Raw genomic sequence first — 17082 nt, 5'->3', positions numbered from 1 at the left:
TGCGCGCAATACTGCAGGTGAAACACGATATGTGACCATTGTCATCAGCGATGCGAGGACCGTGCGAAAAGGCATGAGATCGCGCCAGGTCGGCGCGATCACTGCACGCGACAACCGCCAGCAGACACTGACGTGCGCGCTTCCACTCGTTCGGCGGGCAGGCGAATCACGTCGATCGTTGCCCGCGGGCTGTGACAGCTGGGCATGCTGGTTGTTTGCTGGGGGCTGGACGCTACAGCGGAGCGTTCGACCGCCCGCTGCTGCAGGCTCACCAGCGTGCTGTCGCGGATGCCATCGATCACCGAGGGCAGATTGCCGTTGGGAAGCTGTTCCGGCGCCACGATGATGCCGTTGGCGTTCGACAGGAACGTGATGAGGTAATTGCCGCCGTTGTTGCCGTCCACGACGGTACCGTCGGCGAGAATGATTCGATTCGTGCCGGGCTGCGATGAATCGAAATGCTGGCTGAAGTTCGCAGTGTCGCCAACGGCCAGCTCACCTTCGGTAATGATTGGCAATAGCGACGAGCGCGTGGTGCCGTCGTAATCTCTCATATCCATTTGCGCACTTACCGTGATGGGGCGCGCTTGAATCGTACCGTCGTGGCTCGAGACAAAGCTGACCAGATAATTGTTGCCGCCATTGCCATCGGCGACTTCACCACTCGGTGTCAGTGCCTTGCCGGTGCCGGCGTTGCGGTTGTCGAACGCTTGTACCCAGTTGGCCGTGTCGCCGGCCGCGAGCGAGCCCACTACGATGCTCGGTGTCGCACCGGAGTTCGTGCTGCCGTCATAGGTTCGTGTATCGGTCTGCGCCGCGACCGTGATGGCGCGCTGGAGAATCGAGCCGCTGCCGGTCAGCGTCGGAGTCGAGAGTACGTAGTTCGAGGCGTCGGCGCCGTTGATCGTGAGATTCGAAACGTCGATGGTCCGTCGGCCCGCATTGCGACTGTCAAAGGCCAGTGTCGCCGTTACGTCGATGTCGTCACTGCCGAGCCGTCCGCTCCACTGAAGCGCATTCAAACCCTCGGGCAGGGCGGTGGTGCCGTCATAGACCTTGACGATGTTGTCGATGATGCCGACCGTCAGCGTGCGCGGGACGATGCTCAGCGCGTTGCCGGTGTAGCTGATGGTGTAGTTGGGTCCGGCGGACAACGTTCCCTGGTCGATCGCATACGGGCCGCCCGCGACGGTTTCGCCGGCGAGGCGTTGCAAGTTGCCGCTGAACACGCCGTCGGTATCGCCATTGACCAGACCCTGGTAGGAATAGGTCAGCGTCGGATCCAGTTCGCCGTAGATCTTGCTTTGCGCGTCGGCGCTCACTGTGAGCGCGGCCGGCGTGATCGTCAAATCGTTGCCGGTGAATTGCACGTTGTAATTGCCGCCGGCCGACAGCGTGTCCTGACCGATCGCATAAGTGCCTGCGTTCTCGCCAGCCGCGCGACCGAGGCTGCCGGTGAACACGCTGGCGGTGTCGCCGTTGACCAGCGTTCCATAGGTGTAGGTCAGCGTTGGATCCGTCGAGCCGTAGACTTTCGTGGCGGCATCCGCGGTGACGACCAGATTCCTGGGCGTGATCGTCAGGCTGCTGGCGTAGTAACGAATGCCATAGTTGCTGCCGGCGCTGAGTGTGCCTTGATTGATGTCGTAGCTTCCGGCGTTCTCTCCGGCATCGCGCGTCAGCGAGCCGCTGAGCACTGAGACTGTGTCGCCATTGCGCAGGCCACTGACGCTGTAGGTCAGTGCCGGATCGGTGTCGCCATACACTTTCGTCTGGGCGTAGGCGTTGATCACGAGCAAGCCGGCCAGAATGTCGAACTGATTGCCGGTGTAGTCGATGGTGTAGTTCGGTCCGGCGGACAGCGTGCCCCGCAGGATCGCGTAAGTGCCGAGGCTTTCGCCAGGCGCGCGCGTCAGGCCGCCGGTGAAGATGCTTTCGGTGTCGCCGTTGACCAGGGTGCCATGTGCGAAGGTCAGCGCCGGATCGGGATCGCCGATCGCCTTGCCTCGCGCGTCGGCAACGATCGTCAGCATTCGCGGCGTGATGCTGAACTGGCCGCCGGTGTATTGCACTGTGTAGTTCGAACCCGCCGACAATGTTCCTTGCGTGATCGAATAGTTGCCCGCGTTCTCACCGGTTGTACGGGTCAGATTGCCGCTGAAGATCGCGACAGTGTCGCCGTTGTAGAGCGTGCCATGAGTGAAGGCGAACTGCGGATCGGCGTCGCCGTACACCTTGCTCGCATCCGTGGCTGTGACGACCAGGTTGCGAGGCGTGATCGAGAGATTGTTCGGCGTGTAGGCCAGCGTGTAGTTGCTGCCGGCAGACAAAGTTCCTTGATTGATGGCGTAGGTGCCGACGTTTTCTCCCGTCGTGCGCGCCAGTGCGCCGCTGACCACCGAGGCCGTGTCGCCATTCCTGAAGCCGCTGATCACGTAGCCGAACGTTGGATCGGCGTCGCCATAGATCTTCGAGTACGGATTTGCGGTGACCGTCAGCTGCGCGGGCGTGATGAGCAGATTCGCGCTGTTGATGCTCAGCGTGTAGTTGCCGCCGGCGGAGAGCGTATTGAGCGTGATGGCATACGTTCCCGCATCTTCGCCGGCGGCCCGACCGAGTGCGCCCGAGAATACACTGGCGTTATCCGTGCCTTGCAGGCCGGTGTAGGTGTACGTCAGCGTTGGATCGGCATCGCCATAGACCTTGGATACATTCGCCGCGGTGATGACCAAGGCCGCGGGCGTGATCGACGCCGAGGTGGTGGCGGTCGGGTCGATCCGATAATTGGCCGCGTCCGTGCCCGTGAGCAGAATTCCGGTGACCGTGACAGGCTTGTTGTTGCCGACGTTCTTGTCGGCGAACGCGAAGGAGGCTGATCCGCCGGTCGTGACATTGTCGCCGCTGATGATGCCGCTCAGTGCGCCGATGCTGCCGTTGGCGAGCGTCGTGCCATCGTAAACCTTGTCTGTAGCACTCACCGTCACGGTGAGGTCCTTCGGCGAGATCACGCCAGGCGCGGTCAGCAATGTCACGGCGTAGTTATTGCCGCCGTTGCCATCGCTGAGCACATATCCGGAGTTCACGGTCAGCGTGCGATTGCCGGCGTTCCTGCTGTCGTAGCTTTGTGTCAGCCCGGTCAGCGTGTCGCTGCCTGCGAGCGCGCCGGAGGTGATGGTGGGCGTCAGGCTCGAGTTCGGCGTGCCGTCGTAGACTCGGTTCTGCGTCTGCGCGGAAATGGTGATTGCGCGCGCTGTGATCGTGAGATTGTTCGGCGTGTATGCGAGCGTGTAGTTGCTCCCCGCGGACAGCGACCCTTGATTGATGGCGTAGGTGCCGACGTTTTCTCCCGTCGTGCGTGCCAGAGCGCCGCTGATGACCGATGCAGTGTCGCCATTCTTGAAGCCGCTGACCACATAGCCGAACGTCGGGTCGACATCGCCATAGACTTTCGAGTATGGGTTCGCCGTGACCGTCAACTGCGCCGGCGTGATGAGCAGGTTGGCACTGTTGAATGTCACCGCGTAGTTGCCGCCGGCGGAGAGTGTGTTTTGCGTGATGGCATACGTTCCCACGTTCTCACCCGCGGCACGGCCGAGTGCGCCGGTGAACACCGCGGCGGTGTCGGTTCCTTGCAGGCCGGTGTAGGTGTAGGTCAGCGCCGGATCGGCATCGCCATACACCTTGGATGCATTCGTTGCGGTGATGATCAACGACGCCTGGGTGATCGAGGCCGTGGTGGCGGCCGTCGAATTGACTCGATAGTTGCCGGCATCGACACCCGACAACGTGATGCCACTGACCGTCACCGGCTTGTTGGTGCCGACGTCCTTGTCGGCGAACGCAAAGGACGCGGTTCCGCCGAATGTGACATCGTCGTTGGTGATGATGCCGGTGAGCGCGCTGAGATTGCCGGTCGCCAGCGTCGTGCCATCGTAGACCTTGTCGTTCGCTGTCGCTGTGACAGTGAGGTCCTTCGGCGTGATGACGCCGGCGGCCGTCAGCAACGTCACGGTGTAGTTGTTGCCGCCATTGCCGTCGGCGAGCACATATCCTGGTGTCACCGCCAGTGTGCGATTGCCGGCGTTCTTGCTGTCGAAGCTTTGCGCCAAGCCGGTCAACGCGTCGCCGGTCGCGAGCGTGCCTGCCGTGAGGGTCGGTGTGACGCTCGATGTCGGTGTGCCGTCGTAGACTTTCGTATCGGTTTGCGCGGAGATCGTGATCGCGCGCTGTGAGATGACGAAGGTCGGGGAGCCGGCGAGGGCGGGTGTGGAATAGTTGCCCGCGCTCGCGCCGGTCAATGCGCTCATCGTCGCACCCGTGACCGAGTATGTGCCAGCGTTTTCGCCTGGCGCACGAGCATACGCCGTCAGCGAAGCGCCCACTCGCGAGCTGTCGTCGATGGCGACCGCGCCGTTCCAGGTAACAACAGATCGTTGCACGACGCCGCCCAACGTTACAGAGACGGCCGACGGCAATGGATCTGCATCGCCGTAGACCTTGCTGATGCTCGACAGCGTGGCGGTGAGCGGCGCCTGCGTGATTGTGAGTTGCGGTGAACCTGTGAGCGTGACGGCGTAGTTGCCGGCGGAGCTTCCGCCGAGCGACGCGAGCGTAGCGTTGATAGCGTAGGTGCCGACGTCCTCGCCGACCGCTCGCGACAATGTGGACAGCGTGGTGCTGAGGTTGGCCGTATCATCGACGACCACACTGCCATTCCACGTCGAGACGGTGCGATTGACCGGGGTGATGTTCAGGATGATGCCGGCAAGCGACGGGTCGTCCTGGCCGTACACCTTGGTTTGATTCGGGATGCTCACATTGAGCGGCGCTTGCGTGATCGTCAGCACCGGCGAGCCGGAGAGAGTCGGTCCGGTGTAGTTGCTGGCCGCTGACCCCGACAATGCACTGAACGTCACGCCCGTGACCGCTCGCGTGCCGACGCTTTCGCCGATCTCGCGAGTGAGGCTCGTCAAGGAAACAGAGGTCGCCGCGCGGTCGTCGATGTTTGTGACGTTGCCGTTGAGATCCGTCACAGCGCGGTTGACCGCGCCGCTCATGGTCGGTGTGATGCTGGCGAGCGAGGGATCGTCGGCGCCATACACCTTGGTCTGATTCGGCAGGCTGACGGTGAGCGAGGCCTGCGTGATGGCGAACGGGTGGCTCGAGCCGTCGAACGTCACGGCGTAGTTGTTGCCGGAGTTGCCATCGGCCACGCCCACTGAGCCTTGAGTGAACGCATACGAGCCGACACTCTCTCCGGCCAGCCGTCCGATGCTGCCGCCAAGCGTGTCGCCGCTCACCAGGTTTCCCGTGCTGATCGAATAGGCGCTCGCCGCCGAGGCCGGATCGTCGGTGCCGTAGATCTTCCCTTGTCCGCTCGTGGTGACGATCGTGATGGCACGTTGCGTGATCACACCGGCCGCGCTCGGCACGAACGTCACGGCGTAGTTGTTGCCACCGTTGCCATCCGCGACGCTGCCGGACGCGGTCAGTGTCTTGTTCGTGCCGGCGTTACGATTGTCGAATGTTTGTACCCAGGTGGCCGTTTGTCCGTTGACCAGGTTGCCGCTGGTAAGCAACGGCACGGCGGACGAGGTGGTCGTCCCGTCGTACACTTTCGAATCGGCCTGCGCGGTCACCGTGATGGCGCGTGGATCGACTTGCAATGTCGAGCCGGCCGGAAGATTGGCGCTGTAGCCGGAGCTCGTGTAGCCGATGGCGTCGGTGTCCAATGCATAGGTACCGACGTTTGCCAGCGCGCCGAGGCCCGGCGACACCAGGCTCACCGAGCCGACGCCGACATCGGCGGCAGTATCGGCCACCCACATGCCGCCGAAAGTATTCGTGTACGGCGTGACATCCGCTGACGCCGACGCCACAGTCTCGCCGTAGATCTTCGTGAGCGTCACCGGCGAGGTGCCGAACGCGCTCGGCGCGAAGCGGAACACGTAACGATTGCCGGCGGGAATCGTCGCTGGCGCACGGGTCGAGTAGCTGCCGTTCCACACGGCCTTCTGGCCGCTTACAAGGTTGCCGTAAGTGTTCGCGGCCGGCGTGTTCGAATAAACGATCCAGCGACCGGTGGCCGCGATGGCACTCGCGCCACGGTTGTTGATGAAGTTGCCGGTGTCGCTGGCGACGTAAACGTTCCCGCCACTCAGCACACCGGTCGAGGAGAAAGTCACGTCGCCGGTCGCGCGCGCGAGGATGTCGTTGCCCGTACTGGTCGCCGTGCCAATGATATTGATCGTGCCGCCCGTGCCGGTCGCGATGAAGTTCACCGGATCGGTATAGGTCGCGGTGCCGACGCTGAGCGCCGCCGTGCCGTCGTCACGACCGATGGTGATGGAGCTGAAGCCATCGAGGATGCGTCGCGAGCCGCCGGAGAACAGGGTGGAGGCGAGTAGTGTCGTGCCAGTCGCGCTGTCGCCGACGCCGAGTGTGCCGTTGACGTTATAGGTTCGCATCGTCAGTGCGCCGTTGCCGCCGACGGTGCCGGTGATGCTGAAGGCGGTGGCGGTGAGCGTGATAGCCCCGCCGGCTGTGGAGCTGACCGGATTTTGAATCTGCAGACTGCCGCCGGAGAACAGGTCGGTGCGACCCGTTCCGCTCTGAGTGACGTTGACCAGTCGGGTCGTCGACGTGGGCGAGCCGACGTAGATGTCGCCGCCCGTTGCCGTGAGCGTCGGCGCGACCAGCGAACCAGAGACGGTATTCATCTTGATACCGCCGCCGGCGGTGATCGAGCCGCCGCTTTGCATGGAAATGGTCGATTGAATGTCGGCCAGACCCGTCGTGTTCATCGTCACGTTGTTGCCGTAGTAGCCGAATATCGTGCTTGCACCCGTGGCTCTGGCGTCCACCTTGATGCCGCCCGTGCCGGCGGTGATGCTCACCGGCGTGCTGCCAACTGCGTCGGCCGTGAAAGCGATGGCGGCCTGCGAGCCTTGATAAGCCGTTCCGCCGCCTTCGCCAAAAAGCGTGACGGCACCCGCGCCACCGGTGGTGATGTTGAAGGCACCGGTGCCGAGCGTGAGGATGCCCATGAAGCCGGTGGTTGTATTCGGAGACCGGCCAGTGAGCGAGATGTTGCCGGTGCCGGAGCTGATCGTGGTCGCGGCGGTCGTGTTCAAGCGAAGGATGCCGTTACCGTTGGCGCCGGCAGCCGTGCCGACAAAAGAGATATTGCCGGCACCAGTGGCGACGGCATTGAACTGCGCCTCGATGTTGATGCCGCCGTATGTGCCGAGCGCCGTACCCGTGACGGAGATGTTGCCGTCCGCTGTCTGCACGCGAGTGGTGGGGGCGAAGCGCACGCCGGGGTTGTTGCTGGATTGGCCGACGAGCGTGATGGTGCCCGTGCCGGCGGTGATGAGCTGCGAGCTGTCGAGCAGCGTCACGCCATACTGGGTGCTGGAACGACCCTGGATCGTGATGTTGCCGCCGCCGGCATCGAGCGTGCCGCTGGTCGGCGTCTGATAGCCATCGACGGTGCCGCCCGCCGCATAACCATCGCCGGTCGCGCTGCCGCCGCCGATGGTGATGTTTCCTCCGCGCGTCGTGATGTTGCCGGATCTCACATAGCCGAGCGCGGCATCCGTCGTACGCGAGGTCATTGTGACATCGAGCGCCCCTGTGCCGACGGCGGCGCTGATTGCACCGGTGGTGTTCACGGTGCCGGTGGAGCGCAACACTACATTCGAGGGGCCGGTACCGCTCCGAGTGATGCTGCCGGCGCTGGTGATGTTGCCTTGACCGTCGACCAGAATGTTTCCAGAGCCGGTCTCGGTGATGGATCTGAAATTGATCAGGCCGGCGATGGTGGTCTTGATCGTCGTGCCGCCCCGGGACGTGACGTTGCCGACTCCATCCAACGCATATTCGCCGATGATTTCCACCGGCCCGGTCGCGGTGTAGCTCGTCACGCTGGAGTCGGCGGTGTACAAACTGTAGTCGGGTGTACCGACGGCGGTCGTCGTGATCGAGATGCCGCCGCTGCCGCCGGTGATCGCCACCGGTGACGGTGTGCCCGGAACACCGAACGCGATCGTCGCTTTGACACCGCCGTTCGAGACCGCGCCGCCTTGGCCGATCAACGAGACCTTGCCGGTGCCGCCGGTGCTGATCGTCGTGGTGCCGGTGCCTTGCAGGAGGATGCCTTGAAAGCTGGTCCCTGCCGTGGTGGCGCGGCCGATGATGCTGATATTGCCGCTCGTCGACGTAATGTTCGTGGCAACGCTGTCGTTGCGTGAGAAGCCGACGTTGGTGCTGTCGCCCTGGCCGTCGAACGTGATGTTGCCGGTGGTCGTCGTGACAGTGGCGCCACCCATGCGAATCGCCGCCGCCGCGGGGGCGCTGACCTTGCGCCCCTTCACTGTGATGTTGCCGGCTTCGGCGGTCAGTTTATTGCCGGTGTAGAGATAGATGGCGTCGCTGCTGTTGGCGGTGACGGTGCCATCCAGATCGATGTTGCCCGTGCCCGACGTGCGTAACTCCACGGAGGTGCCCAGAACGATGGCGTTGACCAAGCTGCCGCCATTCAGAGCGCCCCGCATCAGAATATTGCCGCCGCCGGCGTTGACGAGCGACGAGCCCTGCACCGAAATCTGACCTGCCGCGCCAGCGCCGCCGACATCGCCGACCAATGTGACATCACCGCCGTTGGTGTTGGTGTTGCCGATGACGATGGTGCCGCTGGTCGCACTGCCAAGGTAACGTGAGTTGAGCAGCACGTCGATCTCGCCGGCACCCGCGTTCGTCACGACACTGCTGCTGGTGTACATGTTGATACTGCCATCGGCCCGGTAGGTCAGCGTGGCAGCGCCGGCGCCGCTCTTGGTCACCGTGCCGTACATGGTGATGCTGCCCGACGTCGTGGCGTTGACGGTGCCGGCGCCGATCTTGTTGATCGCGCCCAGCGACAGCGGGTTGACGGTTTCGTTTTCGATTCGGATGTTGCCGTTGGCCGTGATGGTGGGCGTCATGATCTGACGGTCGCCGGTCACGGTGACATCGCCGGTCGAGCTGAAGAGGCCGACGGTGTTGCTGCTATAGATGCTGACTGCCGAGGCCGAGGTCGTCTGACCTCTAACCGTCGTGCCGCCAGTACCGCTGCTCAAGGTGACGACAGGGAAGTTCGTGCCGTCCCAGAAAGAGATCGCCGCCTGAGTCGAGCTCTGCGCGACCGCGCCGCCTTGACCGTACAAAGACACACTGCCCGCGCCGGTGGTCGTCACATTGAACGCGCCGGTGCCCAGGAGCTGCACGCCTTGATATCCCAACGTCGCCGCCGAAGTACCGCTGATGCTGACGTTGCCGCCCGTGGAAGTAATGTTCGTTGCGCCCGAAGTGATGTCTCTGAGAAAGCCGCGTGCCGCGCCGGTCGATACGGCGGTCAACGTGATGTTGCCGGTCGTGGAGGAGATGGTGCCGTCGTAGAGACGAATGCCGCTGAAGTTGGTGCTCGCCGTGTTGGTGGTGCTGCCCGTCACCAGGATATTTCCTGCGGCGGCGGTGATCTTGCTGCCGGAGTTCAGGTTGACGGCGTAACCACTGGCGCCGCCCGCGACGGTGCCGGAGATACCATCGAGCGTGATGTTGCCCGTGCCGGAGGTGCGAACTTCCGCGTTGGCCGCGATGCTGATCCCGTTGCCGAGCGAGCCGGACGAGCTGCCCTTCGCAACAATGTTTCCACCGCCGGCGTCGATCAGTGCGCCGCCGTAGAACAGGATGCCGTGCGTCGAGCCGATCGCGTAATCGTTGCCGCTCGAGCCGCCCACGAGTGTGATGTTGCCGCCATTCGTGGTGCTGGGGCCGAGATAGATGTTGCCGACCGAACCATCGGTGAAGCGGCTGTTGATGAGGACGTTCAAACGGCCGCCCGTTGGACCGGTCACGAAGCTCGAGCTGCTGTTGACGATCACGTCGGTGATGGCTTTGAAGGTCGCCGTGGCATCGCCGCCGCCGGTCTTGGTGACGGTGCCGACGGTCAAGTTGCCGGAATCGGAGGTGACGGCGACCGTGCCCGCGCCGTTCTTGGTGATGGTGCCGGTTTCGACGTGACCGGCGACGGTATCGACCAGGATGTTGCCGCTGGCCGAGAGGTTGGGGACGACGTACATGTCGCGATTGCCGGTCACCGTGACATCGCCGGCGGAGTTGAACCCGCCAGTGGCGTTGGCATAGAGGCTCCTGCCACCCGCCGCTTGCGTGGTGCCAGTGACAGTCGTGCCGCCGGTGCCGCTCGTCAGTGTGACGGGGGTGTAGACCGAGCCATCGTAGAATCCAATGGCCGCCTGATAGGCAAGTCCACTGCTGCCCGCGCCTTCGCCAGTCAACGTGATGGCGCCTGCGCCGCCGGTCGTCATATTCACCGCACCGGCGCCGCCGAAGAACAAGCCGAAGCTGGCTGCGGCTGGCGAGCGACCGATGAGCGAGATGTTGCCGCTCGTGGAGGTGAACGTGGTGACGGTCGCGACCGAGGTTCGAGTGACCGGGGCGCCGGTGCCGGTGGATGTTCCAGTGAAAGTGATGTTGCCGCTGCCGCTGGTGAATGTGCCGCCGCGGAAACGGATGCTCGCCGAGTTGACAGAGGTGCCCGTGACATTGATGTTGCCGGCATCCGAAGTCAGCTTGGCGCCTTCTTCGAAATTGATGGCGACCTGGCTTCCCAACCCGGTCCCGAACAGATCGATGTTGCCGGCGCCGCTGGTTTTCACTTCCGAGCTGGCATCGATATAGATCGATGGCACGGAGGAACCGCCGTTGCCGTTCAGCCAGACATTGCCGCCGCCGGCATCGATGGTGCGGCTGGCGATGAGATAGACCTCGCTCGCGTAGCCGTCAGCGGCACTGCCGCCGCCCAGCCGGACATCTCCGCCGCGGGATGTGATATTGCCTACGTTGACGTAACCCGTGCCATCGGCGTAGCGGCTCTTCATCGTGACCGTGAGCGGGGCGGTCGCGGCCGCCGCGCTGATCGGGACTGACACATTCACGTTCGCGTTCGAACGGATCAGCAGATTCGATGGGCCCGCGCCGGTGCGGGAGATGGCATTGCCAGTGGTCGTGCTGAGGGCATCGCCGATGGCGAACACTTCGATGTCGCCCGAGCCGGTCTCGGTGATGGAATTGAAATTCACCGCGCCCGAAAGCGTGTTCTGGATCCGTGTGCCCCCTTGCGAAGTGACATTGCCGACGTTGGTCAGTGCGCGATCGCCGGTGATGTCGACGCGTCCGGTCGCAATGTAGGTCGATGTGTTGTCGGCGTAGAGGGCGTAGTCGGGTGTGCCGACACCGGTCGCGGTGACGCTGATGCCGCCGCTGCCGGCAGCGATCTGTACGGGCGTGATCACTCCAGCTTGCGACTTGAAAATGATCGGAGCCTTGATGGCGAGGGCGGAGGGCGCGACCGCGCCGCCTTCGCCAATCAACGTGGTTTTTCCGGTGCCGCCGGTGGACACCTTGAACAGGCCCGTGCTCTCGGTCGCGATGCCGGCGTAGCCCGTCGTGCCGGCGCGGCCGGTGAGCGAAATGTCGCCGCTGACGGAAGTGATATTGGTTGCGCTGGTCGTGGCGGCTCGATAGAAGCCGCCGGCCACGCCAGTGGCTGTGGCGTTGATCGAGATATTGCCCGTCGTGGTCGAAATGGTGCTGTCGAGTAGATAGAACGCGTTGCCATCGGTCGCGTTGGTGTACGTCGCGTTGACGGTGATGTTGCCCGCGGCTGCGGTGAGTTTCGTGTTGGCCGCGAACTTGATGGCGGTGCTGCTGCTGGCGTTGTTGGTGGCCAGCAGGTCGATATTGCCGGTCCCGGAGGTGCGCAGTTCAGAGCCGGCGAAATTGAAGTTGATGGCATTGCCGCTACTACCACCACCGGTGGCGCGCACGAGAATGTTGCCACCGCCCGCATCGATGAGTATGGTGCCCGCGGCCACGATGGCATTGCCGCCAGCTGCGGCGACGGCGTTGCCAGTGCCGCCGGCACCGCCGACGAGCAAAACGTTGCCGCCGTTCGTGGAGATCGAGCCGGGGCGAATGAATCCCGTGGCACCGTCCGTGTATCGGCTGTTGAGCGTGAGATCCAGTTTGCCAGCGGTAGGACCGGTGATGACGCTGCCGCCGCTCGCGAAATCGATGTTGCCACCGGCTCGCAGCAACATCGTCGCGTCGCCCGCGGCGGCCTTGGTGATCACGCCCTGAACGAACAGATTCGTGGCGGCGGTTACGGTGGCGGTGCCGGCGCCATTCTTGGTGATGGCTGCCGTGATGATCGAGCCGAGCGTCGAGGTTACTGTGATGTTGCCGCCCGCGGTCACGGCGGGAAGTCCGGAGATGTCCCGATCGCCGGTCACCGTGACATCGCCCGTCGAAATGAAACTGCTGGTGTAGTTGGAGAGGATGCTCTTGGCGTTCGCGCCCAGCGTGGTCGCGGTGACGATGGTGCCGCCGGTGCCGCTCGTCAGTGTGACGGGCGCGTTGTTCGTACCGTCGGTGAATGCGATGGCCCCTTGATAGAGCGACGCGTTGGTGCCCGAGCCTTCACCGATCATCGTGACACTGCCGGTGCCGCCGGTGGTCGCGGTCAGCGCGCCGGTGCCCGCGACCAACACGCCGGCGACGGCAGCGGCGGGTGAGCGGCCCGTGAGACTGATGTTGCCGCTGGTCGAGGTGATCGTCGTGGCCAGCGTGCTGCTGCTACGTTGCAGACCGTTGCTCGTGCCGCCGCCGGTGCCGGTGATAGTGATATTGCCACTGCCGCTGGTGTAGGTGCCGTTGGTGAGAACGACGCCGATCCAGCCGGGCGAGGTACCGGTGACGGTGATGTTGCCGGCATCCGACGTGAGTTTGGAGCCCGTGTCCAGATACACACCGGTGCCCGAGCCGCTGGCGATGATGCCCGAGACATCGATGTTGCCCGCGCCGCTGGTCTTCAGCTCGGCGTTCGGATAGATCAGAACCGCATAGGAGTTGCCGAGGCCGTTGCCTCGCACGGAAATGTTTCCTCCGCCGGCATCGACGACGGCTGCGTTGTTGATGTTGACTCGATTGGCCACACCGCCTGCAGTGCTGCCGCCACCCAATGAGATATCGCCGCCGCGCGTCGTCATGGAGCCGACGTTGACGTTTCCGGTGCCGTCCGTGGCACGGGCCGTTACTGTGACATTCAATGCGCCGGTCCCGGCGGCCGCCGTGATCGGGTTCGCCATGTTCACGTTCGTGTTGGAACGTAACAGCACATTCGAGGGCCCCGCGCCGCTGCGCGTGATCGACCCGCTCATGCTGATGACATCGGCGATGCCGGTCACGCTGATGTCGGCCGAGCCGGTTTCGGTGATGGAGTTGAACTGGACCACGCCGGAGAGCGTGTTCTTGATCGTCACCGCGCCGCCGGCAGTGACGTTGCCGACGTTGTTGAGTGCGCGATCCCCAGTGATATCCACTGTTCCGGTGGACACGTAAGCGGAAGTGTTGTCGGCGTACAAGGCGTAGTCGGGCGTGCCGACGCCGGTCGCAGTGACGCCGATACCGCCGGTACCGCTGGTGATCGTCACTGGCGTGACCGTTCCACCGGAGCTCTTGAAGACGATCGGCGCCTTGATGCCTGGCGTGCCGGCGACCGCGCCGCCTTCGCCAGTCAGCGTGACTCTGCCGGCGCCGCCTGTGGTTACGTTGACCGCACCGGTGCCAGTCGTGACGATGCCTTGATAACCCGTGCTCGCGGCGCGACCGGTGATTGCGATGTCGCCGCTGGTGGAAGTGATGGTCGTGGTCGCTGCAGTGATACCTCCGGCGACGCCAGCCGCGGTGCCGGTGATCGAGATGCCGCCAGTCGTGGTCGTGATCGTTGCGCCGGAGAGGCTCACGGCGTAGCCGTCGGTCGCAGCCGTGGTCGCGCCGGTAATTGTGATGTTACCCGCAGCGGCCGTGAGCTTCGGAGTATTGGTCAGGAGAACTCCGTAGCTGGTGCCGGCGTTGGTGGTGCCGTCGAGGGTGATGTTTCCAGTGCCGGAGGTGCGCACCTCGACATTGCTGTAAACGGTGTTGATGCCTGCGTAACTGGCGGTCGCGGCCCCTTTGATGAGAATGTTGCCGCCACCGGCGTCGATGAGGTTGTTGTTGGCCGAGAAGAAGACGCTGTGCCCGTTGGAGTTGATGGCATAGCCGTTGCCACTGGAGCCGCCGACGACGATCACGTCGCCGCCGTTAGTGCTGATGTTGCCGAGGCGGACATAGCCGGCCACGTAGTCCTGATAGCGGCTGTTGATCGTGACATCCAGCTGGCCCGCGGTCGGGCCGGTGACGATGCTGCCACCGCCCGAGAAATCGATGTTGGTGCCGGCCCGCGCCAGCAAGGTCGCGTCGGCGACACCGGTTTTGGTGATCGCACCGTTGATGTACAGGATCGTGCCGCCGGTGAGAGTGATGGTGCCGGCGCCGTCCTTGGTGATGGCCGGCGTGTAGAGCCCATTGGTCGGCCCCGACGTCATGGTGACGTTGCCATTCGCTGTAACGCTCGATGCCGTGCCATAGATCACGCCGGCGGTCGTCGCCACGACGACATTGCCGCCCGCGTTGACATTGGGCAGCGTGCTCATGTCGTAGTTGCCGTTGATGGTCACATCGCCGGTCGAATTGAAATTGCTGGTGTTGTTGATAGTGAGGCTTCTGGCATTGGTGCTGCCGGTGCCGGTCACGAGGGTGCCGCCGGTGCCGCTGCTCAGCGTGACGGGGGCGTACACGGTGCCGTTGTACGTCGAGATTGCCGACTGCTGCCCGAGGTACGACGCCGAGCCGCCTTGACCGGTGAGAGTGACACTGCCGGCACCATTGGTCGTGATACTCACCGCGCCGACATCGACGAACTGAATCCCTTGATAGCCGGTCCCCGCGGTCGCCCGGCCGGTGAGAGAAATGTTTCCTCCGCCGGTGGAAACGAACGTCGTGGCATTGGTCGGGGAGCTTTCGCGAACCAGGCCCACACCTGCAGCGGTCGCGGTGCCGGTGAAGTTGATGCTGCCGGTGCCGGTCGTGAATGTGCCGTAAGTCCAGCCGATGCCGGCGGCGCTGCCGGCAGTGCTGCTGGCGGAGTTGCCGGTGACGGTGATGTTGCCGGCGTCCGTCGTGAGTTTGTTATTGGCCGTCATGAACACGCCGTGCGTGCCGCCCGCGGCCGCGACACCGTCGAGCGTGATGTTGCCGGTGCCGCTGGTTCTCAATTCCGCACCGCTCGAGAACTCGATGCCGTTGCCCGTGTTGGCTCTGCCGCGCAAAGTGATGTCGCCGCCGCCGGCGTCGAGCACAGAGGCAGCCATGATGTTGATGCCACGGCCGCTGCCGACGGCGTAACCATCGCCAGTCGCGCTGCCACCGCCGATGGTGATGTTGCCGCCTCGCGTAGTGATTGCGGCCGCTACGTCGATGTTGCCCGTCGCTCCGTCGGTCTGACGTGCGTTCAGTACGACATCGAGGGGGCTCGACGCGGAACTCGATGTGATGGCGGCGGAGACGCCGATGTAGGCGTGTGCATTCAACCGCAGTGTGGAGCGGGCGCCGCTCGACTTCGTGATCGGGCTCAAGACGCTGATGGAACCGGGATTGCCACCCGGGCTCGTCGTGGTGATCGTCACGTTCGTGCCGAGGTTCAGCGCCGCGTTGATGTCGGTGTTGAGCACGTTGGCGCTGCCGCCCGTGGCAGTGAAGACGGTTGGATCGCCGCCGGAGAAGCTGCCACCACTGGTGCTGGTGGTGATGTTGATGTCGGCGGGATCGAGCAACCATTCGCCGTTGATGCCGAGCGGGGACCGGGCATCGACCAGGCCGTTGACTTGCAGGTTGACCGCGCTCGAAGTTTCCACGCGACCTCCATCGCCGGCGAGATCCCCAGCTCGCACGGCGATGTTGCCCTTGAAGTTGGTGTACTCATCCGACCACAACACGACCGTGCCACCGTTGCCTTGCTCGGTGGCGCTCGCATCGATGGTCGCGGTGGAATCCATGACGACGGCATCAGCGTTGTATTCCGGACCGCGGCCTTGCCAGTTGCCGCCGATGAGCACGGTGCCACCGCCTGCGGGACCGGACGCGTTGATTGTCGTGTTGGTCACGACCGCGACATTCTTACCAAGTGCGGTGACGTTGCCGGCAGTGTCGCCGCTCGCGGTGCCGGAGGTATCGATCGTGCCGCCGACGTAAGTGGTGCCGCCCGCGCCTGAGCTCAGCAACACGCGACCGTTGCGAGTCTCGACGGTGCGGGCTTGCAACACGCCTTCGGTGTTGATGATGGTGTCGAGAATCGCATCGGCCGTGCCCGCTTGCAGCGAGATCTCGCCGCCATCCGCGGCGATGGAGCCTGAGTGGTCGATGCGGCCATTGATGACGCCGCGGTTCACCTGTGCAGTCACGAGCCCATTGGAGAGCAGGCTGACCGTGACACTTTCGCCGGCGGCCAGCGTGGTGTTGCCGCCGGGCGTGGCAATGTTTCCTGTGTTGCTGATCGAGGGGCCGATCAGCACGACGCTGCCGGCAGTGATGTCGCCGGAGTTCGCGACGCCGTTGCGCGCGCCGTTGTTCAGTTCGAACCGATAGTTGGCTGCTTCAAAATCGCTGTCGCGAATGTCGAGCGTCGAGGCGACGAGTCCGCCGACGTTCACCTGCGCGCTCTGACCGAACACGATCCCGTTCGGATTGACTAGGAAGACTTTGCCGTTCGCGTCCAGCGCCCCGAAGATGCTCGATGCGCTGTTACCGACGACCCGGTTGAGCGCGACGCTGTCGGTGCCGGGCTGCACGAACTGCACGCGCTGGCCGGCGCCGATGTTGAATGTTTCCCACTGCGTGTTGAGCTTCGCGGTGCTCTGCGTGATCGTCAGCTGATTCGCCTGCTCCTGAAAGCTCGCGGCTCCGCTGATGACGTTGGCGCCGGTGGGCAGCTCGGCCCACGCGGCGGTACCCAATGCCAGTTTGATGGCCAACGAGAGGGCGCTGGCAGCATGCAGCCGAGCGACGCCCGTCGAATGTTTCTTTCTCCGGGAAGCCGCGTCGTCTCGAATGGCCGCACGCATATGAATCTCGTCCGCTGTG

At 63.9% G+C, this 17082-nt stretch carries 1 protein-coding gene; it reads right to left on the bottom strand.

Annotated features, from left to right (window positions below; translation table 11 throughout):
• Positions 1 to 98 precede the first annotated feature (98 nt).
• Positions 99 to 17063, bottom strand: a complete 16965-nt coding sequence (locus EKO19_RS19640; protein WP_129778136.1) for an MBG domain-containing protein — start codon at positions 17061 to 17063, stop codon at positions 99 to 101.
• Positions 17064 to 17082 lie beyond the last annotated feature (19 nt).

Origin of the sequence: Peristeroidobacter soli, assembly GCF_004138485.1 — a bacterium.
Taxonomy (GTDB): Bacteria; Pseudomonadota; Gammaproteobacteria; order Steroidobacterales; family Steroidobacteraceae; genus Steroidobacter; species Steroidobacter soli.
The sequence above is the reverse complement of the archived record's forward strand: the minus strand, read 5'-3'. Positions and strand labels throughout refer to the sequence as shown.

Excerpts from the sequence above, each read along its gene's own strand:
- EKO19_RS19640 (WP_129778136.1), bottom strand. The coding sequence starts at position 17,063 with ATGCGTGCGGCCATTCGAGACGACGCGGCTTCCCGGAGAAAGAAACAT.